Below are 26,476 nucleotides of genomic sequence, written 5' to 3'. Positions count from 1 at the left end.
CCTCCTCGACCTCCGCGCTGCACCCCTGGGTGGAGCGCGGTAACTTGTCCATGTTTTTCCTGATCTTCGCTTTTGTTGCGGTTTCTGGGCGTAGCCCTACGGCTCGCAGGGTCAGGGGAATCCGGCAACTCGTAGGAGGTGAGGGGTGGACGATGGCCAACAGCTCGAACGTCACGCTCGTCGGCGGTCGCCGCCCCGGGCCACCGGCGGTCGTCGGCACCTCGTGGCGGGGGCGGGGGGAACTGGCGCTCGCGGCGCTGGCGGCCCTCTTCACCCTGGCCCAACTCGCCCTCGTACGACCCGGGATGGGGCTCGGCTGGGACGAGACCGTGTACGTCAGCCAGATCAGCGCGCAGGCCCCGCCCGCGTTCTTCAGCGCGCCGCGCGCCCGTGGCGTCTCCCTGCTGGTCGCACCGATCACCTCGTGGTCGTCGTCGACGCCGCTGCTGCGGGTCTATCTCGCGCTGCTGTCCGGACTGGGCCTGTACCTGGCGCTGCGCGTCTGGCGCGGCCTGTTCCCGGCGCGGGTGCTCGCCCTGGCGGGCGCGCTCTTCGCGAGCCTGTGGGTGACGGTGTTCTACGGCCCGCAGGCGATGCCCAACTACTGGGTGGCGATCGGCGCGCTGATCTGCGTCGGCTGCTTCCTGCGCGTGCGGGCGGACCGCTATGGCCGGGCGGACCGCTACGGCCGGGCGGACCGCTACGCGCCGGCGGACCGCTATGACCGGGCGGCCCTCGGTGGAGTCGGAGCCGGCGCGGCGCTCATGGCGTGGATGCGGCCCACCGACGCGATCTGGACGGCCCTGCCGCTGCTCGCCCTCCTGGCGTGTGTACGGGGCCGGCGGCGCCCCGCGCTGCTGACGGCTCTGGCGGTCGGGCTGGTGGCCGGGGCCGGCGAGTGGGTCGTCGAGGCGTATGCCAGTTACGGCGGACTGGGGCAGCGGCTGTCCGACGCCTCCCACATCCAGGGCGGCCTCGGCTGGAACATCGCCGTCGGCGACCAGCTGCGCAGCCTCGGCGGGCGGGCCCTGTGCCGTCCGTGCACCGGGGCGATGCCGGGCGTCGCCGTGATGGCGTGGTGGTTCGTGTTGCCGCTGCTCGCCGCCCTCGGACTGGCCGTCGCGGTCCGGGCCCGGCGCACGGCGGCCACCCTGGTCCCGCTGGCCTGCGCGACGACGGCCGCCGTCCCGTACCTGTTCCTGATCGGGTACGCCGCGCCCCGCTTTCTGCTGCCCGCCTACGCGCTGCTCGCGATCCCGGTCGCCGACGCGCTCGTCCACCTGGTCAGCGTGCCGCGCCGCGCGTGGCGGCCGGTGGCCGTGGCGCTGGTGACGCTCGTCCTCGCCGGGCATCTGGCGGTGCAGTACGCGGTGCTCGAGAAGGCGGTCGACCGCACCACCGCCGCCCACCGCGGCTGGGCCCGCACCGCCGGCGAACTGCACCGTCTCGGCGTACGGCCACCGTGCCTGCTGACCGGCAGCGAGGCCATCCCGATCGCCTTCTACACGGGCTGCTCCTCCGCCCAGACCAGCGGCCACAACGCCAACGCCACCCGGGCGGGCATCCTGCGGACCGCCACGCGGATCCCGGTCGCCGCGCTCGCCCCGGCGAACGGCTCGCCACCGGCCTACGCCCGCGACTGGCCCTCCCACCGGTACGGCGCCGTACGCATCCACGTGGCACCGGCGGCGGGGGAGGGCGGACGCGGATGACGCGTATGCCGAGGCGGTCGGGCAGGCCGGGCGGGCCGGGCGGGCCGGGCGGGCCGGGCGGGTCGAGCACACCCGGCACACCGGACCCGTCGAGCGCGTCCAGTGCATGCAGCGCATCCACCGCGTCGACCCCGTCCGGCACATCGAGCCCGTCCGGCACATCGAGCCCGTCCGGCGCATCGAGCCCGTCCGGCACATCGAGTACATCGACCACATCGAGTACGTCCGCCCCCGACGCCCCCGACGCCCCCGACGCCCCCGACGCCCCCGACGCCCCCGACGCCCCCGACGCCCCCGACGCCCCCGACGCGCCCGACGCCCCCGACGCGCCCGGCGCCCCCGGCGCCCCCGGCGCCCCCGACGCGCCCGACGCGCCCGACGCCCCCGACGCCCCCGACGCGCTGGAGCCGCCCGAGCGCGCACGGACCCGCTCCCGCTGGCACGCGGCTGCCGCGCTGCTCGTCCTCGTCGGCGCCGTCTTTCTCGCCCATGACCACTGGCCCGTCATCGAGGCCGGCGCCGACCGGCTCGCCGCCGCCGACCGGGGCTGGCTGCTGGTGGGCGCGACGGCGGCGGTGTCGACGTGGGTGTCGTCGGCGCTCGCCCAGCAGGGTGCGGTGGCGCAGCCGCTGCCCGGCGGGCGGCTGGTGGCGGTGCAGTTCGCCGCGTCCGCCGCCAACCACGTCCTGCCCGCGGGCATCGGCGCGGGCGCGGTCAACCTGCGGTTCCTGACCCGCTGCGGACTGCCGGTGGCCCGCTCGGCGACGGCGCTCGCGGTCAAGACCGTCGCCGGGGCCGTGGTGCGCGGCGTCCTGATCGCCGTACTCGCCCTCGCCTGTCCCGGCGTGCTGCGCGTCCCGCACGTCCCCGCGGTCGTGCACGTGCCCGCGGTCGCGGTGGCGATCGTCCTCGCGGTGGGCGCGGCGATCGCGGCGCTGCTGTCCGGGCCGCTGCGGCGGGCCATACGGGCGGTGCTGGCGGACGTCCGCGCCGTGCACCGGCAGCCGGCCCGGGCGGCGGCCCTGTGGGGCGGATCGCTGGCCTTCGCCCTGCTGCACGCCTCGGTCGTGGTGGCCGTCACCCAGTCCCTCGAACTACCGCTGTCGCCGGCCCTGGTGGCGCTGGCGTACCTCGCGGCGAGCGGCGCCGCCGCCCTGCTCCCGACCCCCGGCGGAATCGGCTCCCTGGACGCCGCGCTCGCCCTGGCCCTCACCCTCGCCGGATCCCCCGCCGCCACGGCGGCCTCCGCGGTTCTCGGCTACCGCCTCCTGACGGTCTGGCTGCCCTTGCTCCCCGGCCTGTTCGTCCTCGGACTGCTGGTCCGCCGCAAGACGCTGTGACACGGCGGGCGGTTACTCCCCGAGGTTCATCCACGCGCTCCCTTCGCCCTGGCCGCCCTGCGGGAGCGGAGAACCTCGGCGGCGAGCGGGATCAGCGACACGGCCACGATCACCGCGACCATGGGCAGCAGATAACGGTCCACGTTCGGGATGGACGAGCCCAGCGCGTATCCGGCCAGGGTCAGGCCCACGCTCCAGACGAGGCCGCCGACGACCTGCCACAGGGTGAACGTCCGGACCGGCACGTCCAGTGCTCCCGCCATCGGATTGAGCACCGTCCGCACGACCGGCACGAACCGGGCCAGCACGATCGCCTTCGCGTGTCCGTACCGCTCCAGCAGCTCTTCGGCCCGCTTCGCCCCCTCGTGCAGCCGGGCCGAGCGGCTGCGGGCGAGCAGGGCGCCGCCCGCCTTGCGGCCCAGCAGGTAGCCGACCTGCGAGCCGGCGAGCGCGCCCACGGCGGCGGCGACCAGCAGCGGCCCGAGCGACAGCTTCACCCCGTGGTCCGCCGTCCCGGTGCACAGCAGGCCCGCGGTGAACAGCAGAGAGTCACCGGGCAGGAAGAAGCCGACGAGCAGCCCGGTCTCGGCGAACAGCACCACGCCGACACCCAGCACGCCGAAGGCGGCCAGGAGGGACTGGGCGTCCAGCACGTTGACCGCGAGCTGCGCAGCCAGGTGAACAGGTGGGGTCATCGTCGCGAGCCCTTCCGCTTGGGGACGACAGGGCGTGACGGTGCACCCCTACCGACTACAGATATGTAGACCGTCTACGGAACTGTAGACGATGGTGGAGTGCGCACAGTTCCCCGGGCCGTAGCCGGGGAAGACCTGGGGCGTCGCCACGGAGATCCCGGAGATCCTCAGACCGCTTCCAGGGCGATCTCCGTCGACTTGATCAGAGCGACGACGGCGGAACCGGGCGCCAGGCCCAGATCGGTGACGGCCTCCTTGGTGATGGCGGCGGTCAGTTCGCCGCCCTCGACCGTCACCCGGACGGAGGCCATGGCGCCGCCCGCGGCGACCCCCTCGACCGTGCCGGGCAGCTGGTTGCGGATGGACACGCCCTCGACCGCGTCGGTGGCGAGCGAGACCTCGGTGGACTTGACCAGGGCGCGTACGGCGGCACCCGTGGTCAGGCCGAGGTCGGTGACGGCGTCCGCCGTGATCGCCGCGGTGATGTCCTGGCCGCCGTCCAGACGGACCTTGACGGTCGCCATCGCCTCGCCCCGGGTGACGGCGGTGACGGTGCCGGGGAGCTGGTTGCGGATACTCAGGCTCATGGGGAGGGCCTCGCAAGGAGTGGGGGTTTGTCACGCTTCAGCCGTTATGGGCCTCACCGTAGCCCGGCCGGCCCCTCAGGCCGGGTTACGCGTGCGTCCGCGTGGTTGCGGGCGTCCAGCGCGACGAGCGGCTCGTCGCGCAGCAGCAGCCGGGGTGAGTGGCCAGGGCGCGGGCGAGGGTGGCGCGCTGGGTCCGACCGGCCGGGCCGCCGCCCGTACGGGCCCCGTTCAGGCCCGGTCGATGTGCACGTTCGTCGACTTCACCCGGGCGGTGGCCTCCACGCCGACCTCCAGACCCAGTTCCTCCACGGCCTCCCGGGTCAGCAGCGAGACCAGCCGGTGCGGCCCCGCCTGGATCTCCACCTGGGCGGCCACGTCACCGAGCTTCACGGCGGTGACGATGCCCGGAAAGGCGTTGCGTACGGACGTGTAGGAGGCGTCCTCCTCACCGCCGGACTTGGCGATCTCGACCGAGAAGGCGGCCAGGTCCCGCCCGTCGATGAGCCGTCGCCCGCCCTCGTCGCGATGGGTCGCCATCCGGCCGGCGTCCGCCCAGCGTCGTGCGGTGTCCGGGCTCACGCCCAGCAGCCGGGCGGCCTGGCCGATTGTGTAGGACTGCATGAGCGCCAAGATAGGCGCCCGCCAGGCCGCCACCGGAACGGGGTCCGGTGGCGCGTCGGAGCCGGAACCCCACACCTGACCCGCACCGGCCCCACAGCACGGCGCGATCGCCACCAGAACCGGGTGCGGAACCGGAAGTGACCGCGGTGGCTGACGGGTTCCGATCGGTAACGGCCGATACCGGCAGGCCCGGCGTTGCGTTTCGGCCATTCTGCGCCGGTTCCTGACGTAGGTGCAGGAAAGAGTTCCACAGCGGTTGCCGGTGCTCCACCGATCGCGAAAGGATCTCTGTCCTGCATATGTGCCGAATCCATGTGCGCCGAATCGGGGGAGCGGGAAAGCGATGGGTCGTCCTCGACTGGTGTTCGTCCACGGCATCGGCGGTCCGCGGGACGCCCGGGCCGACCTGGACGAGTGGCTGCGCGCCACGGCCCACGGCGCGCGTGCCGCCGGGCACTCCGCGCGGATCTCCGGCCTCCTCGGCGGCTGGGCGGCCGACGCCCGCTTCGCCTACTACGGCGACCTGTTCCGAAGGAGCGGCGCCCAGGGCGGCCCGGCCGCGGGGGCACAGGACGAGGACGCGCTCGTCGCCCTGCTCCAGGAGGCCGTCGACGAGCGGCTCACCGACCCGGAACTGACCCCGGCGGAGGCCGCGGCACTGCGCCGGGCCAGAGCCCAGCTCGCGCCCACCGGCCGGGCCCAGGGGGCCGGCGCCCCGGCCCGCCACGCGGTCAACGCGCTGACCAGCCTGCTGGCCCTACCGGGCCTGCGCGCCACGGGCGGCTGGCTGACCGCCCGCACCACGGCGGGCATGCTGGGCCAGGTCGCCCGCTACCTCAACCGCGCCGAGCCGGACGAGCGGGGCGCCGCACTCGACGACCGGATCCGCTCCCGGGTCGCCGAGTGCCTGGACCGGGAGGGGCCCACGGTCGTCGTCGCCCACTCCCTGGGCACGGTCGTCGCCCTCGAGACGCTCCACGCACACCGTGCTTCCGTACCCCTGCTGATCACCCTGGGCTCACCCCTCGGCATCCGTACGGCCGTACAGCCGCGGGTACGGCCGCAGCCGCTCGGTACCCCGGAGTGCGTCGGCCGGTGGCTCAATTTCTGGGACCGCGACGATCTCGTCGCCGCCCGGCCCGCACTGGAGAAGTTCGTCCGGCCCAACGCCGCGGGCGCTCTCCCGGTCAGCGGCCGGGTCGACTCGGACGGTGCGTGGGTGCACCCGGCCGCCAAGTACCTGGCACAACCGGCCGTCGCGGGACCGCTCGTCGAGGCCCTCACCACCGCCGGCGGCCGATGAGCGGGCCGCGCCACGTACTGGTGATCGGGGCCCAGTGCCCCGCCCTCGGCCTGCTCCCGGAGCTCGAACAGGCGGCCAGGTCCCTGCACGACACCCTGACGGCCCCCTGGGCAGGCGCCTGCGAGAAGGACCACCCCGAGCGGACGACCCTGCGCTGCGGCGCCGACGTCACCCAGGCCGAGGTGGAGCGGGCCGTACGTGAGGCGGGACGGCACGCGGCGGCGGAGGGCGCGGTCCTGGTCGTGGCGCTGCTCGGCCACGGCACGCCCGGCGGAACCAGCCTGTACTTCGCGGCCGGCGACTCGGAGCCCGAGAACCCCACGAAGATGGTCGACGTCGGATCGCTGCTGTCGCAACTGCTGGACACCCCCGGCCTCGACGGCGTGATCGCCCTCGTGGACACCTGCTACGCGGGCAACGCCGCCCCCGACCTCAAGTCCCTGGCCGGCGGCATCAGGGAGGGCGACACCCGGCTCGCCCTGCTCATGGGAGCCGGCGCCAAGGAGGAGGCGTACGAACTCCGCTTCAGCCGGACCCTGGTGAAGGTGTGCGGCGAAGGCATCGAGGGGGCCGGCGAGACCCTCTCCCCGGCGGCCGTCGCGGACGCCGTCCGGACCGACGGCGGCGCGGAGGGCCAGGCCATCCTCCGTACGGAATTCGACGGCGCCCAACTCGCCCAGGAGCGGTTGTGGCTGGCCCGCAACGCCCGTCACAGCACTCCCACGGGTCCCCTGCTCGGACCCGTGGGCGCCGAGGAACTGGCCAGGGCCCTGGAACGGCTGGGCGGCGACCCGGACTCGTCCGGGGTGTCCCATCCGGCCAAAGTCACCGGCCTGCGGGACCTGGACTCGCTGAAGCCCGCGCTGTCCGCCCTCCCGTCCTCCGCCGAACGCGCCTGGGCGCTCGGTGTGCTGGACGCGCTGCGCGACGCCGTGCGCACCACCGCCCTGCTGACCGCCTGGCCCGGTGCCGACCTCACCACCCCGCTGCTGCGCCGCACCCTCGCCGAGGTGAGCCCCGCGTCCACCGCGACCCTGCCCGAGTCCAGGGGCACCGGCCTCCTGCGCGACGCCGTGGAACACCTGCTGCTGCGCAGCCCACGGGCCGGTCAGCGACGGACCGTCCCCCTGGCGGACTTCGTGGCCGCGCTCGCCCGGGACACGGGCGTCGACCCGGGGACCCCCGAACTGCGCCGCTGGGCCGCCGACCTGGACGCCGAGATCGACCTCAACGACGCCTTCGTACGACAGGCGGACCGCACCCGCGACACGCGCCTGCGACTCGTCGTCAGCCTGCACTCCGCGGTCGGCGACGACTGGCCCGAGTCGCTGGCGGCCTGGCTGCTCGACGGGGACGCCGTACGCCACCACGAGGAGTTCCCCTGCGACCCGGACCGGACCGGCGTCGAGGGCCGGCTCGGCACCGTCCTGCGCTGGGCGTCGCGGCACGCGCGCGTCCTGGGCGCGCCCCTGTACCGGGTGGAGATCGCCGCGCCCGCCCCGCTGCTGGTCCAGTGGCGCCCCGAGGAGACCGACTTCGGGATGCGGCTCGGCGCCGATCACGACGTGGTCCTGCGCTGGAGCGACCGTATCCAGCCGCCCGACCACCTCTGGTGGATCAACGACCGCGCCCGCAAGGCCCTGGAGGCGATGCGGGCCTGCCCGGACGGCACCCGCGCCGACTGGCTCGGCGAGTCGGACACCCGGCAGTTCCAGGAGACCTACGGCCGGCTGATGAGCGGGCCGCGCACCCGGGCCGTGGCCCTGACGCACCGGCCGTCCCGGCTCAAGGACATGATGGAACGGCTGCTGGCCGCCTCGCCCATCGTGCTGTGGCCCGACGACGAAGCCTCGGTGCCGGACGACGTACGCGCCTACCTGGACACCCACTGGCATCTGCTGCCCGCGGAGTTCTGCCGCGCCTACCGCGACAAGTGGAGCACGTGCGGCGACCCGGCAGGCGCCACCTCCGCGGCCGCCTCCGACCGACGGCGGCTGGCCGGGCTGCGCACGGTGTGGGACGGCCCCGAGTGGCTCGAGTTCTGCACCTGGTTCGAGCAGGAGCAGTTCACCCACGAAGCAGCACAGGAAGAAAGCGCCACCACCGACGGGGAGTATCCGACATGACCTGGCAGCCCTTCTACGTCGGGACCGGACAGGCCCCGGCCGGTGCCGAGGAGCAGGTCGTCCTGCCCCCCGCCCCGCCCTGGCGGGAGTTCCCGCGCCGCTCCCAGCACCGGCAGTTCGTGCCGCCGCCCCGCCTGGCCGAGGCCGTGAACGCGGCACTCGCCCTGCGCCGCCCCCTCCTGGTCACCGGCCCGGCCGGCTCCGGGAAGTCCACGGTCATCGAACAGGTGGCCGCCGAGCTCGCACTCGGTGACGTCCTGCGCTGGCACATCACCTCCCGCAGCAGCCTCGCCGAGGCGCTCTACCGGTACGACGCACTCGGCCGCATCCACGCCCAGCGCCTGGAGGGCCCCGGCGGCAGCGACGACATCGCCCCCTTCCTGCGCATGGGCCCGCTCGGCACCGCCCTGCTGCCTTCCGCCCGCCCCCGGGCCCTGCTCATCGACGAGATCGACAAGAGCGACCTGGACCTGCCCAGCGACCTCCTCGACGTACTGGAGCGCGGCGAGTTCGAGATCCCCGAACTGGCCAGGTACGGCACGGACGTGGTCCCCGTCCGCGAACACGGCGGCGAGCGGACGCACCTCATCGCCCGCGGCCGGGTGCAGTGCGCCGAGTTCCCGTTCATCGTGATGACCAGCAACGGCGACCGCGACTTCCCCGCCGCCTTCCTGCGCCGCTGCATCCGCTTCACGATGCCGCTGCCCACCCCCGAAACCCTGCTGCGGGTCGTCGAGGCGCACATGGGGCCCGAGAAGGCGGCGGCGGACGAGACCGGACGGCTGATCACCGTGTTCCTGGAACGGCTGACCGCCGGCGAGAGCCTCGCCGTGGACCAGCTCCTCAACGCCGTACACCTGCTGACCGGCGACGGCGCGCCCGGTGACGACCGCCGCCAGGCCATCGCGGAACTGATTCTGCGGGAACTGTCCCATGCGTGACGCCCGGGTCCGCCGCGACGGGTACCTCCGACATGTCCGGTGACTTCGAGAACTCCGGCGAGGACTCCGGTGGTTCCGGTGACGCGCTGCCCCGACTGCTGTCCGCGCTGCACGGTGCCGTCCCCGGCCTCGACGGCACGGCGCTGGCGGAGGCGCTGTGGCTGGCGGCGCGGATGGCACGGGACCAGGACCCGGCGGTCGACGCGCCCGCACGGACGGCGACCGGCACACCCGAGACCGAGGGCCGCGCACAGCGGCCGTCGGCGCCCGGGCCCCGGCAGCCGTTCCCCGTCCCGGACGACGACGGCACACGGGCCCCGGACGCCACGGACCCCGCCCCGGCCGCCTCGCCCGCCCTCCCCCTGCACGAACGGCTGCCGGGCAGCGGAACGACCCTGCGCGGACATCCGGTGGCCGCACCCCGCGCGGCGGTACTGCCGCACGCCCTGGAGCTGACCCGGGCGCTACGACCGTGGAAACGGCCGTGGTCCGAAGGGCGCCGCGCCCAACTGGACATGGACGCCACCGTCGACGGCTACGCCCGCAGCGGCGAACTGCTCCCGGTGTTCACGGCGGCGCCGGAGCGGTGGTTCGACCTCGCGCTGGTCGTCGACCGCTCACCCGGCATGCAGGTGTGGCGGGAGACGATCGCCGAGTTCGCGGCGGTCCTGGACCGGCTCGGCGCCTTCCGCACCCTCCAGGTCGCGGACCTCACCTTCGACACCGCCCAGCGTCCGCACACTCCCGGTCAGCTCCGCTCGACGGACGGCCGCCGCCTGGTCGTGGTGGTCTCGGACTGCACGGCGAAGGCCTGGCGCCGCCCGGAGGTGTGGCATCTGCTGAGGGACTGGGCGGGCGCGACCCCCACGGCGGTGCTCAACCCCCTCCCGGCCAAGCTGTGGCGGCGCGGCGGCCTCAACCTGCCCACCGTGCGGTTCACCCCCGCGGCGCCGGGCGCGACGCGCAGCCGGGTCCCGCACGAGCCACCACCCCTGCTGGACGTGTCGCCGGATCCGGACGAAGACCCCTGGCTGCCCATCCCGGTCCTCTCGCTCACCCCGCACTCCCTGGGCCGCTGGTCCCGGGCGCTGATGCGGGGCGACCCGGACGGCTGCACGGCGGTACTCGTCCCGCCGACCGGACGCCTGCCGGGTCCCGCCCGGCCGCGCGGGGTTCCGCTGCCGCCGGACACACTCGCCAAGGGCTTCCTGCGCACGGCGGCGCCGCGCGCGGCCCGGCTGGCCGTGCTCTGCTCGCCGTTCGACCGCCTGAGCCTGCGCCTGCTGCACGTCATCCGGCAGGAACTCGTACCCGAGGCCACGACCGCGGACGTGGCGGAGGTGGTGACGAGCGGGGTGTTCGCGCTGGAGGGGGACGGCACGGGTCCGGTGGAACTCGTGCTGCCGGCCGAGGCCCAGACCGTGCTCCAGGAACAGTTGGGCGCACACGAGGTGTGGGGGATCCACCGGGCGATCTCCCGGCACGTGGCGTCCCGCGGGGACGGCCGGGCGCTGCTGTCCGCGGCGGCCTACGACCCGGAGGGAGCGCGCGAACTGCGCGGGGAGCGGGAGGCGTTCGCGGAGGCTTCCCGGCGGACGCTGGAGCTGCTGGGGCTGGCGGAGACGGGGGAGAAGTGGGTGTCGGGGGCGGACGGACTTCCCCCTGCCCCACCGGTGTTCGTCGAGTACAACGCGGTCGCCGAGGAAATGCGGGCACAGATCGCCTCCGGCCGGAGCCGGGTGGTCCTCGTGACCGCGCGGAACGAGGCCCCGGGGGCCGGGCGGACGGCGCTCGCCCTCCAGGTCGCCCGGCTGGTGCGCGAGCACTTCCCGGACGGGCAGTTCCACGTGGATCTGCGCGGGTCCCGCCGGGTCCCCCTGCCGCCCGACGCCGCACTGCACCTGCTGCTCCGGCTCCTCGGCACACCCGCGGAGGGGATCCCGCGCGAGCCCGACGACATCGCGGCCGCGCTCCACTCGGCGCTGCGCGGGAAACGGGTGCTCCTCGTGGTGGACGACGCGAGCACCCCCGAACTGCTGCGCTGTTTCGCGGGCGAACCGCCCGAAGGCTGCGCCGTCATCGTCACCGCGCGCGGCCTGCCGCCCGGTCTGCCGGCGCACTGTTCCGAGGTCTGGCTGGACTCGCTCTCGGCGGACGGCGCGCTGACCCTGCTCGAAGCCACCCTCCGCCGCACGATCCGCGACGACGACCTGCTGCGCCCGCTTCTCTCCGGGACCACCTGGTGGCCCCTCACCGTGCGGCTGCTGGGCAGCTGGCTCAACTCCGCGAACCCGCCGGAACTCGCCTACCTCCTCTACGGGGCCGGGGAACAGCCCCTGAGCCTGGAGGGGTTTCTCCGGCTCCGTCTCGACCACCTGCCGTGGGCGTCCGCGACGGCCCTGCATCAGCTGGCCGTGGCGGAGACCGGCGAGTTCTCCTTCCCGGAGGCCCTGGCACTGATGGGCCCGGTCCCGGACGCCCGCCGGCTCCTCGACACCCTGGTCGACGAGGGACTGCTGGAGCGCCGGGGGCCCGACGCGTACGGATTCCACGGGGCCGTCCACGACCACCTGCACGGGCGCACGGCGTACGCCGTGGAGCGCGGCGAGGCCGCCGCACGGCTCCTGGACTTCTACCGCTCCGCGGCCGCCACGATGTACGAGAACAGGCGCCCCGGCACGGCGCTCGCGAGGCGTCTGGACGCGCCCCCGCTGCCGGTCCGCCTCCCGGAAGGCTGGATCCCCAACGCGCTGGCGCTCCTCGACCGGACCGGTCGCTCCGCGCTCGGGGCCTGGGTGCTGTTCCTCCTCCAGGACGCGGGAGCCACGACGCCGTACCGGACGCTGTACGAGCAGGCGGCGCACACGTTCCTGGAAAGGACCTCGGACTTCGTCCCGGGCGCCTGGGGCGTGGCCGCGCTGGCGCACGCCCAGTACGAGGGGGGCCGGCCGGACGACGCGTGGCACACCGTCGAAGCCCTGTCCTGGCCCGAAGTCGCCCGCTGGCAGGGCCCGTTGAGTGGCACCAACGCCCTGCTCCTCGGGCGGCTGACGCTGGCGCGCGGACTGCTGGACCGGGCCGTCGGGGAACTGCGGCTGGCCTGCCTCCTCTTCCACGAGGACGCGGACCGGCACGGCGAGGCGACCGCGTCCCTCGTCCTCGCCCGGGCCTTCCTGCGGCGCGACGAGCCGGTGCAGGCGGTCGCGCCCGCCGTGCGGGCCGCCCGGTTCTTCGAGGACCTCGGTCTGACCGCCGAGACCGGGAACGCCCTCCTCTGTCTCGAATCCGCGTTCTCCGCCACCGGAGCGGACGAGGAACTCCTCACCGCCCAGCGCCGGGTCCGCGCCCACTTCCGCACCCGCCACCTGCGCGACGAGGAGGCCCAGGCCCTCGCCCGTACCGCGCACACCCTGCTCCGCCTGGGCCGCCCGGCCGAGGCGGAGGAGGCGGCCCGCGCGGCCCTCGCGCTGCTCGAAGGATCGGACCACGAGGCGGCCCGCGAGGCCGCCCGGAACGCGCTGAACAGCTCACTGCACCCGGGCCCGGCCGCCCGGACGGTCATCGCGGTCGACACCTCCCCGTACACCTCGGCCGTGGGCATCCTCGACACGGTGACCCGCACCCTCCGCTCCGGGACGGCCGTCACCGCGGACGAACAGCTCGCGGCCTGCACATGGCACGACAGCTGCCTGATCTTCGTGGATCAAGCGGTCCCGCTCGGCCCCCTCCTCACCGAGCTGGCGGACCGGCTCCCCGCGGAACTGGAGGCCGTCGGTGAACTGGCTCCGCCCCGACTGGCCGTGCACGTAGGCCCCCTGGAGACGGACCCCGTCGACCTGACGTCCGACGTGGGCGTCGAGTACACCCGGGCGATGCTCCGCTCCGCCGAGTTCCGCAGGCTGTCGGACCACTACCCGGATCACCCCACCCTCTGCATCTCGCCCGAGGCGTACAAGGCACTCACCGCTGACGGCCGCCCGCTGCTGCGGTTCGCCCCGCACCTGGTCACCAGCGCGGCGGGCACGGAGGTGTGCGTCGTCCTCACCCCGCTCGGGCACGCTTACGCGGACGACTCCGAACTGCTCCGACTGGCACGGACGTTCAACGAACTCGACCCGGACGGACGGCGCCTGGCAGGCGCCCTGCGCGACTGCTTCGACGCGGCGCTCGACATGGAGAACACCGGCCGCTTCGACCTTCGTCAGCTCAGGGGACGGGAGCGGGCGCTGACCGCACTCGAACTGGAACGCTCCCTGTGCCGCGCGTTCCCCTTCGACGCCGGCGAGAGCACGGACCTGGTGTGGCGTCCGTCCGGGCGCCGCGCCCCCGTCCCGTTCGAACTGCGACTCTCGCTCACGGGGCCGAACTGGCGTTTCTCCCCGCACACCCAGGACGTCCTCTGCCTGGTCGTGCAGGCCGACGACCGGGCCTCCCGCTGGTCGGCCGGGCTCATCCGGGTACGGCCCGACGCGCTCACCCGCACGTCGGAACCGGAGAACGACGGCACGGCCGTGCTGACCACTTCCGCCCGTCGGTCCGCCGTGCTGTGGCTGCGTCGCGACGCCCCGCTGCCCGAGAACGTCCTGCTGCACCTCGACGACGCGACCCGCGCGGCGATCCTCGCCCCGAAGGACGCGGTCGGCCGTACGGCGGAGTTCTTCCGCCGGGTCCAGGGCAGGCCGGTCCCCGTCACCGCGCTGCGCCCCCTGCTCCGCGGGCAGGACCACAAGAGGCGCGTACGGGAGGCCGTGGTGGTGCTGCGTCCCGAAGGAGTCCTGGTGGTGCGGGGCAACTCATGGGGCCGCGCCGTGGCCGAGGCGCTGCGCCTGCGCCGGCCCGCGGAGGACGAACTCCTGAGCGTACGGCTCGCGGCGCACCGGCCCGGCCACGGCGACCGGCCCACCGTCTCCATCGGCGCCGGCACGTGGGTCGTCGCGGCCTCCGACGATCCCGTGGTGCCGTTCGTGGAGGGTTTCCCCGCCCCGTCGTGGCTCTCGTGAGCCGCCCGGTCCGTGGCGGACCGGCATGAGATCAGGACCACGGATGCCGTGAAACCCGCACGTCACCCCCGTGTGCATGGCAGGATCCACCGCGATGAACGCATCCCCCACGGTCCGGACCGTACGCGCGGCGGTGTTCGCCGTCGGGTGCGTGCTGCTGGCCGTCGGGGGACACGCGCTGGCGACCGGTGCCGTGCCGCCGGTGTGGCTGGACGTGGCCGGGTTCCTGCCCGTCTTCGCCGCCGCCTTTGCGCTGGGCGGCCGGGAGCGGTCGCTGGCCGGGATCGGCGGCGCGATGCTCACCGTGCAGGGCGGCATGCACCTGGCCTTCGACGCCGTGCGGCCACGGGCCGAGCGGATGCCCATGCCGGGGACGGCCCACGGCATGCACATGGCCCACCAGCCGCACGCGATGACCTCCCACGCCGTCGCCGCACACCTCGCCGCCGCCCTGCTCGCGTCCTGGTGCCTGCGCCGCGGCGAGGCCGCCCTGTGGTCGCTGCTGCGCAAGGCCGTCGCGTTCGTCCCGGGCCTCGCGGCCTGGTGGCGTACGGCACCGCTGCCCGCGTACGCGGCCGCGGCACGCCCGTACGCGCCCGGCCCCCGCCGCCCCCACCGGACCCTGCTCCGCCACGCCCTGTCCCGGCGCGGCCCGCCCGCCGGAAGCCCGTACCCCGCCTGATCCCCTACACCCCAGCACGAGTACGGAGTTTCCCCACTCATGTCCCCGATCCGCACCACCCCGATCCGCACCACCCTGCGCCGCGCCGGCACCGTCACCGCTCTCGCCGCCGCCGGTGTCCTCACCGCGGCGGGCGCCTCCTTCGCGCACGTCACCGTCCACTCCGAGAGCTCCGCGAAGGGCGCCACGGACGGCGTTGTGACCTTCCGGGTTCCCAACGAGGAGGACACCGCAAGCACCACCAAGGTGCAGGTCTTCCTGCCCACCGACCACCCGGTCCTGGGCGTGCTCGTCACCCCGCAGGACGGCTGGAGTGCCAAGGTGACGACCACGAAGCTCAAGACGCCGGTCAAGACGGACGACGGCACCATCACCGACGCCGTCTCCGAGATCACCTGGACCGGCGGCCGCATCCGGCACGGCCAGTACCAGGACTTCGATGTCGCCTTCGGCCAGCTCCCCGACGACGCCGACCAGCTGACCTTCAAGACGCTGCAGACCTACTCCGACGGAAACGTCGCCCGCTGGATCGAGGAGACGCCGAAGGGCGGCGAGGAGCCGGAGAACCCGGCGCCGGTGCTCCGGCTCACCGCCAAGGGCGCCGCGGAGGACACCGGGTCCGCCGCCGACAGCGACAAGAGCGCCGCCGGGAGCGGGAGTTCCGAGACCAAGGCGGCCGACAGCGACTCGACCGCCCGCGGGCTCGGCATCGCCGGACTGATCGTCGGCGTCCTCGGCCTGGCCGCCGCGGGCTTCGCCATCGCCCGCGGCCGTACCGCCACCGCCCGCTCCGTGGACGAGTAGCCGCCGGCCCGCCCCCCCCGCCGGCGTCAGTTCCCGTCGGCGGGGCGGACCGCCCAGCGCTGCTCCACCCTGGCCACCCGCCAGTACGTGATCGCCGCCGCCCACACGACCCCGAACAGCCCGACGATGATGTAGCCCACGTTGTCGAGGTCGAGGCCGGCGATCCAGCCGGTCACCGAGTCCCGCAGGTCGAGCTTGTCGTGCAGTACGCCGACCAGCTCGATGGTGCCGATCAGAAACGCCACGGCGATCGACAGACCGGTGATCGCCAGGTTGTAGAACACCTTGCGCACGGGGTTCGAGAAGGCCCACTGGTAGGCGAAGTTCATGAACGTGCCGTCGAGCGTGTCGAACAGGCTCATGCCCGCCGCGAACAGCAGCGGCAGACACAGGATCGCGTACCAGGGCAGCCCGGCCGCCGCACCGCTGCCCGCCATCACCATCAGCGTGACCTCGGTGGCCGTGTCGAAGCCCAGCCCGAAGAGGAAGCCCAACGGGAACATCTGCCCGGGACGGGTGATCGACTTGGTGAAGCGCCCCAGGATGCGGTTCATGAACCCCCGCGAGTCCAGGTGCTGTTCGAGCTCCCGCTCGTCGTACGTTCCCGCCCGCATGGCCCGGAAGACCCGCAGGATGCCGACGAGGGCGACGAGATTGAGGGCGGCGATCAGATAGAGGAACGACCCGGAGATGGTCGTACCCAGAACGCCCAGCACCTGGTGCGTGGTGGAGTCCTCGTTCATGACCCGTCCCGCCAGCTGGGTGCCCCCGGCGATCAGCGCGGCGAGGACGACGACCACGCTGGAGTGCCCGAGCGCGAACCAGAACCCCACCGACACCGGCCGCTTGCCGTCGGCCATCAGCTTGCGGGTGGTGTTGTCGATGGCGGCGATGTGGTCGGCGTCGAAGGCGTGCCGCATACCGAGCGTGTAGGCGGTGACGCCGAGGCCGATACCGAAGGCCTTGGAGCCGACCTCGTAGTGCCCGGGCACGACCAGCAGGAACAGAACGCCGAACGCGACCACGTGCAGGGCCGCGATCACCGCCAGCAGCCCGGCGGTACGGACGGTGTCCTCACGCCGCCACCGGAAGGAGGCGGCGGCCTCGGAAGACTGCGCGGGCAGGGTCATACGGTCACGCTCCAGCACCTCGTGGATCACTTCGTGAGATGCCGTGGCCGGTCTCCTGGCTTACGGGTACACGCGCCCGTCCCTGCCTTCCCGGCCCTGAGGGACCAGTGGCGCCGCCCGCGGCGGCACGGAACGGGAACTCCCCGATCACAGTGGCGAGGGCCGCTCCGGCATGAACCCCCTGAGGGGCCGTCACCGGCTTCCCGAGCACCACGGCCCGCCAACCCTAGGGCTGACCTGGGAACACCTGCAAGGCTGCACAGTTGCGCAGGTGTCCGTACGTAGGAAAGATCACATACGGCCGCCTGGAAGAATGCGCGCATGCATCTCGTCCCCGCCGACCGCGTTGACCGGAGCACCATCGACGGCCACCGGGTCTGTGACGCCATCGCCGCGATCGGCGAGCCCCACGGCGTACGCGCCTGGGCCGACCGGTTCTCCCTGCTCGCCGACCCCGGCCGGCTCGCCCTCCTCCTCGCCCTGCACCGGGCCGGACCGCTCGCCGTCTCCGACCTCGCGGTCGCCACCGGCATGAACGACCCCGCCGTCTCGCAGGCGCTGCGGCTGCTGCGCACCGCCGAGGTGGTCGTGGGCGAGAAGGCGGGGCGGGTCGTGCGGTACCGGGTGATCGACCCGGTGGTGCTGAAGCTGCTGGAGCAGGTGACCTGAGGGCCCCGTCAACGCTTCGGCTGCAACCGCACATCCGTGCTCGACAGCGTCTCCGGCGACGCGGAGAAGGCGCGCAGCCGGATGCGTACACCTGGCTCGGGGAGCTTGAACCTGCCGTCGGGCGGCAGGAGTTCATAGCGGGCCGAGCCGTGGGCGGGGACAGACGCCGGGCCGGCCTTGACCGACCAGTAGCGGTTCATGCCCTGATTGGTGGTCACCGTGAAGTGGGGGCGCATGGTGGTGCCGCCGGTGTTGGTGACCCGGAGGGTGAGCCCGGTGACGGTCCCCGTGCCCCGGCGGACGGCCAGGACCTCCATGCGCAGGGGCGGCGCGCCGGTCACCGCGTACGCCGCCGCCGACAGGGGCAGTGCCAGCAGCAGCGCGACGACGCCCACGCGGGCCGCCCGCCGCCGGTGCGCCCCGAACGGCAGCCGGGGCTGCCAGGCGCTCGCGAAGGCCGAGGGCGGCGCGGTGACGGCGGCCGCCAGCCACAACGGCGTCATCAGCAGGTAGTAGCCGTCCTGCGAGCGGGTCGCCAGGAAGAACGTGCACCAGGGCAGCACCGTCGCCGCCGGCCCCAGCCGGCGCATGAACAGGACGAGCAGCGCGAGCAGGACCGCCGCCAGCAGCGTGCTCGCATGGGAGTACCAGGCCAGTCGCCCGCTGCCGTCGGTGTAGTAGAGCGAGGCCCCGACCAGCCCCTGACCGTGGATCACCGCACCCTGGGTGAGCGGCAGCATGATGCCGGAGAGCCAGGAGCGCGGCTCACTGACGACGAAGAACGCGTTGATCAGCAGCCAGGTCCCGGCGGCCACGGCCCCGATCCGGCCCACGGCGACCACGGCGGCGCGCGGGCCCCGCTCCCCGCGGCGCAGCGCGTAGACCCCGGCCAGCAGGAACGGCGTCAGGAACCACGGCAGCTGCTGCGCCGCGCAGGCCGCGCCCAGACAGGCGGCCCGCCCCCAGTCCGTCCAGCCGCCCCCGCCCATCCGTGGCCAGCGCACCACCACCGGGATGAGGAGGGCGAGCGCGACGACGGCGGGGTACCCGTACCGGGCGTACGACGGCACAAGCCCGAAGCCGAGGCACACCAGGGTGGCCGCCGAGCGCCACCGCACGGGCAGCAGCCACCACAGAACGACCGTGCCGGCCAGCAGGGCCACCGTGCTCACCAGGGTGGCCGCGGCCGCGCCGGTGCCCCCGATCCACAGGAGCGCCGCGGTCAGCAGCAGACAGAGCGGCGGATAGCCGTACGTGAAGTCGTAGCCGCCGCTCATGGTCGGCGTGAGCGCGATGCCGTGGCCGAACAGCCAGGGCCACGGCTGTTCGTACACCGGGCGGCCGGCGATGAACTCGCGGGCGGCCTGCATGGTCAGGACGGCCTCGTCGGTGCCGCCGTGGTTCATGACCCAGGCGCACAGGGTGAGCGTCACCGCGATCACCAGGACGCCCAGATCGAGGCGCGCCAGCGCGCGGCCGCGGCGCACCACCAGGGTCAGCAGGCCGGTCGTCAGGATCCCCGCGTAGCACAGGGAGATGACCGCGGCCACCACCGGACGGAGACTGGCGGCCTGCACCCACACCTGCCGCGTGCCGATGAACAGGCTGATGCACGCGAGGAGCGTCAGCACCCGGTGCCACTGTGCCGGTGCCTCGTCCGGCGCCGCCGGCGTACCCGCCCGTCGGCCGCTTGTCGACGGCCCTGCTTCTGCCAAGTGCACGACACGGAACGTAATGGGACATCGTGAACGATGCGGGCCATGACGTGAAGAGTCCGGTGCGAGGCCGGTAAGAAGGCACCGAATGGAGGATCGGAACCGAATGGAGGATCAGAGCCCGGAGGGGCTCAGTACACGTCTCGGACGTACCTCTTCTCCGCGGCCAGCTGCTTCACGTACGCCGTGGCCTCCGCCTCGGTCAGACCGCCGTGGGTGACGGCGATGTCCCGCAGGGCCCGGTCGACGTCCTTCGCCATGCGGGAGGCGTCCCCGCAGACGTAGAACCGGGCGCCGTTCTGGAGCCAGTGCCACAGCTCGGGGCCGTGTTCGCGGATCCGGTCCTGGACGTAGACCTTGGCGCGCTGGTCACGGGAGAACGCGGTGTCGAGGCGGGTGAGGGTGCCGTCCGCCAGCAGCGCCGTCAGCTCCTCCTCGTAGTAGAAGTCGGTGGCGCGGTGCTGCTCGCCGAAGAACAGCCAGTTCGGGGCCCGGTGCCCGAGCGCCCGCCGCTCCTGGAGGAAGCCCATGAACGGCGCGACGCCGGTGCCGGGGCCCACCATCACCATCGGCGTCGAGCTGTCCGCAGGGGGCCGGAAGTGCGGCGAGCGCTGCACGAAGACCGGCACCGGTGTGTGGTGCTCCGCGTCGGCGAGGAACGGCGAACAGACCCCGCCGCGCGGCCGCCCGAGCCGGTCCTCGTACCGCACGACGGAGACGGTCAGGGACACCAGATGCGGGTCCACGAGCGGACTCGACGATATGGAGTACAGCCGGGGCTGGAGGCGCTTGAAGACCTCCGCCCACTCCTCGGCCGTCGCCCGCACCGGATGCTCGGCCACCACGTCCACGGCCTGCCGGCCCCAGGACCACTGCGCCAGGCCGTCCTTGTTGTCCGGACGCAGCAGCTTCTTCAACTCCCGGTTGTCGTGGGCGTGTTCGGACACGAACCGGAGCAGGTCGGGGGTGATGTGGGTGATGTCGAGATGGCGGTGCAGGGCCTGGGCGAAGGGCACCTCGCCGACTCCCTCGACGGCCACGGGAGTGGAGTGGTCGAGCCCGGTCACCGACAGCCACTCGTCCACCAGATCAGGGGAGTTGACCGGCCGTACGCCGAGCGCGTCCCCGGCCTCGTACGTCAGTCCCGTCCCGCTCGTGTCGAAGGTGAACCTGCGGACCTCCTTGCCCGCGCCGGGCAGGCTCAGCAGCCGGTTGCCGGTGAGACGGGCGATGGCGGGTTCCGGCTTGCGGGGCCGGGCAGGCTTCGGGGCGTCCGTCTTGGTGCCCAGCGCGCCGAGAACCTGGTCGAGCCAGGCTCCCGCGTACGGCTCGTAGTCCGGCTCGCAGTCCGTGCGCGGCGCGAGCCGCACCGCGCCCAGCTCGTCCAGCCGGGTGTCCAGTCGGCGTCCGTGCCCGCAGAAGTCGTCGTACGAGGAGTCGCCGAAGGCGAGGACGGCGTAGCGCACGCCGTCCAGCCGCGGGGCGGCCTCCGCGGACAGCGCGTCCCAGAAGCCGGAGCCGTTGTCGGGTGCGTCGCCGTCGCCGAAGGTGCTCGTGATCAGCAACAGGTCAGCAGTGCGCGGGAGTTGGGCGACATCCGTGTCGTCCATGCCGACGAGGGTGGCCCGGTGACCGGTCGCGGTGAGCCGCTCGGCGGTCGCGGCGGCGAACTCCTCCGCGTTCCCGGTCTGCGACGCCCACAGGACGACGACCTCGCGGCCGGGCGGTTTCGCCGGGGCCTCAGCGGTGGCGGCCCTGGAGTACATCCCGGCGAGGACGCCGTTGACCCAGAGCGCGTGCTCGGCGCTGAAGGGTGCTTCCGCGGGCAGCACGGGCACGCCCGGCGCGCCGGAGCCGAGCCCGGCGAGGAAGCCGGTCAGGTACTGGCGTTCCCGCGCGGTCAGCACCGGTGGCGGGCCGGGGGTGAGACCGAAGATCTCCGCCTGTCCGGCGGGAGCGGACGAGGCCGTCAGGCCGCCGTCGGGGGCAGGGGGCGCAGCATCGAGGGACCGGACGGGAAGGGCCGAAGGGGGCGAGGCGACCCGGGCCAGTGCCACCGCGCACACCTTGAACTCCGGCTGGAACGACAGCGGATCGACCGCGTCACTGGTGACCGCGTTGATGCTCAGGTACTCCCCGAAGAGATCGTTCCAGTGGAAGGGGGCGAAGCAGCACCCGGGCTGGACCCGGTCCGTCACGACGGCGGGCAGGACGGCCCGCCCCCGCCGGGAGGCGACCTCCACCGAGTCACCGTCCACGACCCCGAGGGCGGCCGCGTCCCGCGGATGCACCTCCACGAACGGTCCGGGGTTCAGCTTGTTGAGCTTGGCGACCTTCCCGGTCTTCGTCAGCGTGTGCCACTGGTGCTGCACCCGCCCCGTGTTGAGTACGAAGGGGAAGTCGTCGTCCGGCAGTTCGGCGGCCGGAAGATGCGGCCGGGCGTGGAAGACGGCCCGCCCGCTCGCCGTGGGGAACACCAGCCCGTCCGCCACGTACCGGACCGGGTTCCGCGCCGGCCCGTCCGCCCGCGCCGCCGGCCACTGCACGGGCGTCGACCGCAGCCGCTCGTACGTGACCCCCCGCAGATCCCACCCGGTCTTCGGGTTCCACGCCCGCTTGATCTCCTCGAAGACCTGCTCGGCACTCTCGTACGCGAACCCCTCCGTGTACCCCATCTCGCGCGCCACGGCCGCGATCAGCCGCCAGTCGGCCGTCGCCTCCCCCGGCGGTTCGACCACGGGCCGGGCCAGCGTGAGGACGCGCTCGCTGTTGACGAGGACGCCCGGGCTCTCCGTCCACAGCGCGCCCGGCAGCACGACATCGGCGTACGCGTTGGTCTCGGTGTCGGCGAACACGTCCTGGGTGACCACGAATTCGGCGGCCTCGAGGCCCTCGATGACCGTCTTCCGGTTCGCCACCGAGGCGACGGGATTGGTGCAGATGATCCAGCACGCCTTGATGTCCCCGTCCGCCATCTTCCGGAACATCTCGACGGTGCCCCGCCCGACCCCGTCCGCGCGGATCGTGCCGGGCGCGAGCTCCCACAACTCCTCGACGAACGCCCGCTCCTCGTCGACGAGCACGGACCGCTGGCCCGGCAGCCCGGGACCCATGTACCCCATCTCGCGGCCGCCCATGGCGTTGGGCTGCCCGGTCAGTGAGAGGGGACCGCTGCCCGGACGGCAGATCGCGCCCGTCGCGAGATGCAGATTGACCAGGGCGTTGGTGTTCCAGGTGCCGTGCGTGGACTGGTTGAGCCCCATGGTCCAGCAGCTCGTCCACTCCCCGGCCTCGCCGATCAGCCGCGCCGCCGCCCGGATGTCGTCCTCGGGGATCCCGGTGATCTCGGAGACGGTGGCGGGGGGATAGTCGGCGAGGAAGTCCGGCATCGCCTCCCAGCCCTCGGTGTGCCGGGCGATGAACTCGGCGTCCGTGTGCCCGTTCTCGTACAGCAGGTGCAGCAGCCCGTTGAGCAGGGCGAGATCGGTGCCGGGCCTGACCTGAAGAAACAGATCCGCCTTGGCCGCCGTGGCGGTCCGCCGCGGATCGACCACGATCAGCTTGGCGCCGGCCTTCACCCGCTCCAGCAGCCGCAGGAAGAGGATGGGGTGGCAGTCGGCCATGTTGGAGCCGATGACCAGGAAGACGTCCGCCTTGTCGAGGTCGTCGTACGACCCCGGCGGCCCGTCGGCGCCCAGCGACAGCTTGTAGCCGGTGCCCGCGCTCGCCATGCACAGCCGTGAGTTCGACTCGATCTGGTTCGTCCGTACGAAGCCCTTGGCGAGCTTGTTCGCCAGGTACTGCGCCTCCAGGCTCATCTGCCCCGAGACATAGAAGGCGACGGCGTCCGGACCGTGCTCGTCGACGATCGCGCGCAGCCGGCGGGCGGTCTCGCGGACCGCCTCGTCCACCGGCGCGGGCACCGGCTCCGCGCCACGGTCGTCGCGGACGAGCGCGCTGGTCAGCCGGCCGGGCGCGGCGAGCATGTCGGCGGTCGTCGCGCCCTTGGTGCACAGCCGGCCGCGGTTGGCGGGGTGCTCCTTGTCGCCGGACGCCTTGAGGACCGTACGACGGCCGTCGGGGCCGGTCCCCACGTCGAGCACGATTCCGCAGCCCACACCGCAGTACGAGCAGACGGTCCGCACCTGCTCCGCGGTCCGGGTCCGCTCCGCCTCTGGGGTCGTGGTCATGCCGACGACGGTACGAATTGCCCGTTACGCGGATGTGTCGCGGCCTGATCTTGAAGGGTTACACCCGCTGCACAGCCGCCGGACGGGCACTGTGAGGCCCCGGCGGAAGGGGAGCCCAGGGTGGTGGTGGAGGGGTGCCATCCGGCCGATGTGACCGTCGGGACGCTCGCGGACCGTGTCGCTGTTGGGCCGAACAGGTGACCATGAGTAAGAATTGGCCGGTGCAGACAATGAGTGCGAGCCAGTGCGGGGAGGGCCGGTGAACAGCCACGATGTCACCGACGAGCAGTGGGAAGGGCTCGCCCAGGTCGTTCCCTTGCGTGGCCGGGACGCCTGGCCGTCCGCGGTCGGTCACCGGTCGATACCCGAGGCGCAGACAGAGGCGCGACGCCGCTTCGTGGTCCTGCGGGTCAACATCTTCGCGGACGCCCGTGACGTCGCCGAGACGCTGATGCGCGGGATCCCGGTCCTCCTCGACCTGACGAGCGCGGAGACCGAGGTCGCCAAGCGGGTGCTGGACTTCAGCACGGGCGTGGTCTTCGGCCTCGCGAGCGGAATGCACCGGGTCGACCGGAATGTGTTCCTGCTCACGCCGCCGGGAACCGAGGTTCAGGGGCTGATGGAGGGGGTGGGGGTGCCCGGGATCTGAGCACCCCGGGCGGACGGCCGTCAGCGGTGCCGGTCGCTCGATCGTAGGAAGGTCGCGGCGGCGGAACGGTTCGCCCGACAGCGGCCCCCTACGGTCCGCATATGACCGTGTCATCCCTGTCGACCGGGTCGCTCCCGGCACCCCTCTCGTTCGAGCCCTCCCTGTCGTCCCCGGCGTCCGGCGCCGTCGTCGACGCCGGGCCGCGTCCCGACCGGCCGCACGTCTCGGAGCTGCGCCTGTCCGCCTTCGCCGGGCACCGGCGGGCCGGCTTCCCACTGGGACCGCTGACGCTCTTCACCGGCCCCAGCGGGTGCGGGAAGTCGCGCGCCCTCCAGGCGTACGAGGCGCTCGCGCGGCTCGCCGGCGGGGCCGAACTGGGTGCGGCGTTCCCGGATCCGGCCGCCTGTGTGCCGCAGCGGGCCCGCCCCGACGCCCAGCGGCGGCGCGGCTTCCGGATCGGCTGCACGACCGACGGCCCCGAAGGACCCGTACGGCTCGACGTCGCCGTACAGGCGGAGCCCGTACCACGCATCGTGGGCGAGCGGCTGACCTCCGGTGGGCTCGTTCTGCTGGAGACGGCGCTGCGCGATCCGGGCCGACGCGTGGTGCAGGCGGCCTGGCACACGGCGGGCTCCGCGCCCGTGACCCGCGGCCCGCTCCCGGACGACCGCCTCGGCACCGCCCTGCTGCCCCTGCGGGTGGCCGGCAAGACGGACGGCCAGCGCCGGGTGCTGGCGGCCGCCGAGCAGATGGTCGTCGCGCTGCGCTCGGTCTTCGCCTGCGACCCGCGACCGCACCGGATGCGCGCCCCGGCGCCGCTGGGCACGGGACGGCTGCTGCCGGGCTGCGCCAACCTCGCCGATGTGCTGTGGCGCACGCGGTCGGAGTGCGGACGGCGGCACGCGCTGCTGGTCGAGGCGGTGCGCGCGGGATGCGCGGGCCCGGTCGAGGACATGCTGGCGGAACCGGCAGGCGACGGCACGGTACGCGCACTGCTCGACCGGGGCGACGGGTCCCGTACGCCACTGGCGCTGCTGGGCGACGGCGAGTTGCGGTACGCGGCTCTGGCGCTCGTCCTGCTCACCGGTCCCGGCGTCCTGGAGGTCGACCCGGCCGGCGAGGTGCCGCAGGCGCTCCAGACGCTGACGGTGCTGGCCGACGGCCTCGACCGCTGCATGGATCCCCGGCAGGCGCGGGAGCTGGTGCGGCTGGCGGCGCGGATGTGCGAGCGGGGGCACATCCGGCTGGTGGGCGCGGTGAGTGATACGTCCTGGGCGGCGGGGGCGGAAGGGGTCACGGTGGTAGACCTGAGCGCGTGAAGGAACTGGACGTAGCCCATCTGCAGCGCCGGCTGGCGGACTTCGCGGCCGCCCGCGACTGGCAGCCGTACCACACCCCCAAGAACCTGGCGACCGCGCTCAGCGTGGAGGCGTCCGAACTCGTGGAGATCTTCCAGTGGTTGACCCCGCAGGAGTCGGAACGGGTGATGGACGACCCGGACACGGCCCACCGCGTCACCGACGAGGTCGCGGACGTGCTGGCGTATCTGCTCCAGCTGTGCGAGGTGCTGGACATCGACGCGCTCGCGGCCCTGGACGCGAAGATCGACCGCAACGAGAAGCGGTTTCCGGTGCCGGGGACCGACTGAGGGCGACGAGCGGGGTCCTGCTCGCCCGTTCGTCACTCTCCGGAGTCATCGAGTTGTCCCCAGCCGATTTGTTGTCCACAGATTTCGGGCTACCTCTGGCTTTTCGTCCCGATGGCATTCACTCTGGGTAGTGGACAACGGAGTTCGGGCGGGCGCGTGGAGAGCGCGTCGACACAGAGCGGGGGCAGCGCATGGACGTGGTGCGGCTCATCGTGGCGAGCAGGCGCGCCCTGGCGGGGAGCGACGCGGCGCCGCAGATCATGACAGAGGCGTGGCAGGCGTACGCCCTGGCGCAGGCGATAGGCAGCCGCCTCGCGGTGTCGGGCCCGCCCGAACTGCGGGGCGAGGCCCTGGGATTGACGGAGCTGGCGGGCCGGGGCTGCGGCGTCCTCGACACGCCGTCGCTGGACGTCGCCGACTTGCGCGCCGCGCAGCTCACCGAGCTGGGGGACGCCCGTGAGGCCCTCCTCGACCTCGGCGACCTCCTCGCCGAGGTCGGCATGGCCCTCGTCGCCCTCGCCAGCGCGGCGGACGGCGAGGGGACGTACTGGCAGTGCATGGAGGCCATCGACGCGGCGGACGAGTCCAGGGACCGCGTACGGGAGATGCTGCGCAGACTGGCGGCGAGAGACGGGGCTCTCCCTCAGCCGTGACCGCGGCCGCT

19 protein-coding genes and 1 riboswitch are annotated in these 26,476 nt (G+C 73.6%); of the genes, 13 read left to right on the top strand and 6 right to left on the bottom strand.

The window, feature by feature from the left end:
- Positions 1–152 precede the first annotated feature (152 nt).
- Both SAVERM_RS12250 and SAVERM_RS12245 read left to right on the top strand, forming a co-directional pair.
- Positions 153–1,712 carry a hypothetical protein gene (locus SAVERM_RS12250; RefSeq protein ID WP_010983782.1) on the top strand — a complete coding sequence of 520 codons (1,560 nt, stop codon included), beginning with the start codon at positions 153–155 and terminating at the stop codon, positions 1,710–1,712.
- 401 nt (positions 1,713–2,113) lie between these two features.
- The gene (locus SAVERM_RS12245; RefSeq protein ID WP_037652228.1) at positions 2,114–3,052 is read left to right on the top strand and encodes a lysylphosphatidylglycerol synthase transmembrane domain-containing protein; all 939 of its coding nucleotides are present in this window, start codon (positions 2,114–2,116) and stop codon (positions 3,050–3,052) included.
- Between the two features lie 26 nt (positions 3,053–3,078).
- On the opposite strand, the gene SAVERM_RS12240 is transcribed toward SAVERM_RS12245, so the two are convergent.
- The 3 genes from SAVERM_RS12240 to SAVERM_RS12230 all read right to left on the bottom strand — a co-directional run bounded on the left by SAVERM_RS12240 (position 3,079) and on the right by SAVERM_RS12230 (position 4,955).
- The gene (locus SAVERM_RS12240) at positions 3,079–3,747 is read right to left on the bottom strand and encodes a DedA family protein (RefSeq protein WP_010983780.1); all 669 of its coding nucleotides are present in this window, start codon (positions 3,745–3,747) and stop codon (positions 3,079–3,081) included.
- Positions 3,748–3,914: 167 nt separating this feature from the next.
- Positions 3,915–4,334, bottom strand: a complete 420-nt coding sequence (locus tag SAVERM_RS12235) for a TOBE domain-containing protein (protein WP_010983779.1) — start codon at positions 4,332–4,334, stop codon at positions 3,915–3,917.
- Positions 4,335–4,562: 228 nt separating this feature from the next.
- Positions 4,563–4,955, bottom strand: coding sequence for a TOBE domain-containing protein (locus tag SAVERM_RS12230; RefSeq protein ID WP_010983778.1), 393 nt, complete (start codon positions 4,953–4,955; stop codon positions 4,563–4,565).
- Positions 4,956–5,298: 343 nt separating this feature from the next.
- Between SAVERM_RS12230 and SAVERM_RS12225 the strand changes: the two genes are divergently transcribed.
- The 6 genes from SAVERM_RS12225 (at position 5,299) to SAVERM_RS12200 (ending at position 15,811) form a co-directional block, all read left to right on the top strand.
- Positions 5,299–6,258, top strand: a complete 960-nt coding sequence (locus SAVERM_RS12225; RefSeq protein ID WP_037652212.1) for a hypothetical protein — start codon at positions 5,299–5,301, stop codon at positions 6,256–6,258.
- Entirely contained in the window at positions 6,255–8,384 is a 2,130-nt protein-coding gene (locus SAVERM_RS12220) for a vWA-MoxR associated conflict system protein (protein WP_037652214.1), read from the top strand. The genes SAVERM_RS12225 and SAVERM_RS12220 overlap by 4 nt, the downstream gene beginning before the upstream one ends.
- Positions 8,381–9,325: an AAA family ATPase gene (locus tag SAVERM_RS12215; RefSeq protein ID WP_010983775.1), complete on the top strand. Its 945-nt coding sequence runs from the start codon at positions 8,381–8,383 to the stop codon at positions 9,323–9,325. Before SAVERM_RS12220 ends, SAVERM_RS12215 begins: the two co-directional genes overlap by 4 nt.
- On the top strand, positions 9,322–14,325 hold the full coding sequence (locus SAVERM_RS12210; protein WP_010983774.1) for a NaeI family type II restriction endonuclease: 5,004 nt from the start codon (positions 9,322–9,324) through the stop codon (positions 14,323–14,325). Before SAVERM_RS12215 ends, SAVERM_RS12210 begins: the two co-directional genes overlap by 4 nt.
- 94 nt (positions 14,326–14,419) lie before the next feature.
- Positions 14,420–15,007 carry a hypothetical protein gene (locus SAVERM_RS12205; protein WP_037652216.1) on the top strand — a complete coding sequence of 196 codons (588 nt, stop codon included), beginning with the start codon at positions 14,420–14,422 and terminating at the stop codon, positions 15,005–15,007.
- Between the two features lie 39 nt (positions 15,008–15,046).
- The gene (locus tag SAVERM_RS12200; RefSeq protein WP_010983772.1) at positions 15,047–15,811 is read left to right on the top strand and encodes a YcnI family copper-binding membrane protein; all 765 of its coding nucleotides are present in this window, start codon (positions 15,047–15,049) and stop codon (positions 15,809–15,811) included.
- Positions 15,812–15,837: 26 nt separating this feature from the next.
- Here the strand turns inward: SAVERM_RS12200 and nicT are convergent, their stop codons facing one another.
- On the bottom strand, positions 15,838–16,941 hold the full coding sequence (nicT, locus tag SAVERM_RS12195; protein WP_171033197.1) for a Nickel transporter NicT: 1,104 nt from the start codon (positions 16,939–16,941) through the stop codon (positions 15,838–15,840).
- Positions 16,942–16,969: 28 nt separating this feature from the next.
- A riboswitch (cobalamin riboswitch) is annotated at positions 16,970–17,171 on the bottom strand.
- A gap of 91 nt (positions 17,172–17,262) precedes the next feature.
- Between nicT and SAVERM_RS12190 the strand changes: the two genes are divergently transcribed.
- Entirely contained in the window at positions 17,263–17,610 is a 348-nt protein-coding gene (locus SAVERM_RS12190; protein ID WP_010983770.1) for an ArsR/SmtB family transcription factor, read from the top strand.
- Between the two features lie 8 nt (positions 17,611–17,618).
- Here SAVERM_RS12190 and SAVERM_RS12185 read toward each other — a convergent pair whose 3' ends face one another.
- Together SAVERM_RS12185 and SAVERM_RS12180 are read right to left on the bottom strand one after the other, a co-directional pair.
- Entirely contained in the window at positions 17,619–19,331 is a 1,713-nt protein-coding gene (locus SAVERM_RS12185) for a hypothetical protein (RefSeq protein ID WP_010983769.1), read from the bottom strand.
- 125 nt (positions 19,332–19,456) lie between these two features.
- Complete coding sequence (locus tag SAVERM_RS12180) at positions 19,457–23,515, bottom strand: bifunctional nitrate reductase/sulfite reductase flavoprotein subunit alpha (RefSeq protein ID WP_010983768.1); 4,059 nt, start codon at positions 23,513–23,515, stop codon at positions 19,457–19,459.
- A gap of 259 nt (positions 23,516–23,774) precedes the next feature.
- Between SAVERM_RS12180 and SAVERM_RS12175 the strand changes: the two genes are divergently transcribed.
- The 4 genes from SAVERM_RS12175 (at position 23,775) to SAVERM_RS12160 (ending at position 26,465) form a co-directional block, all read left to right on the top strand.
- The gene (locus SAVERM_RS12175; RefSeq protein WP_037652219.1) at positions 23,775–24,164 is read left to right on the top strand and encodes a cell division protein SepF; all 390 of its coding nucleotides are present in this window, start codon (positions 23,775–23,777) and stop codon (positions 24,162–24,164) included.
- A gap of 101 nt (positions 24,165–24,265) precedes the next feature.
- Entirely contained in the window at positions 24,266–25,483 is a 1,218-nt protein-coding gene (locus SAVERM_RS12170; protein WP_010983766.1) for an AAA family ATPase, read from the top strand.
- A complete protein-coding gene (locus SAVERM_RS12165) occupies positions 25,480–25,812 on the top strand; it encodes a nucleotide pyrophosphohydrolase (RefSeq protein WP_010983765.1) in 333 nt (110 codons plus the stop codon). Before SAVERM_RS12170 ends, SAVERM_RS12165 begins: the two co-directional genes overlap by 4 nt.
- A 191-nt stretch (positions 25,813–26,003) precedes the next feature.
- Positions 26,004–26,465 carry a DUF6099 family protein gene (locus tag SAVERM_RS12160; RefSeq protein ID WP_010983764.1) on the top strand — a complete coding sequence of 154 codons (462 nt, stop codon included), beginning with the start codon at positions 26,004–26,006 and terminating at the stop codon, positions 26,463–26,465.
- Positions 26,466–26,476 lie beyond the last annotated feature (11 nt).

It is taken from the genome of Streptomyces avermitilis MA-4680 = NBRC 14893 (assembly GCF_000009765.2).
GTDB classification, from domain to species: domain Bacteria; phylum Actinomycetota; class Actinomycetes; order Streptomycetales; family Streptomycetaceae; genus Streptomyces; species Streptomyces avermitilis.
The sequence above is the reverse complement of the archived record's forward strand: the minus strand, read 5'-3'. Positions and strand labels throughout refer to the sequence as shown.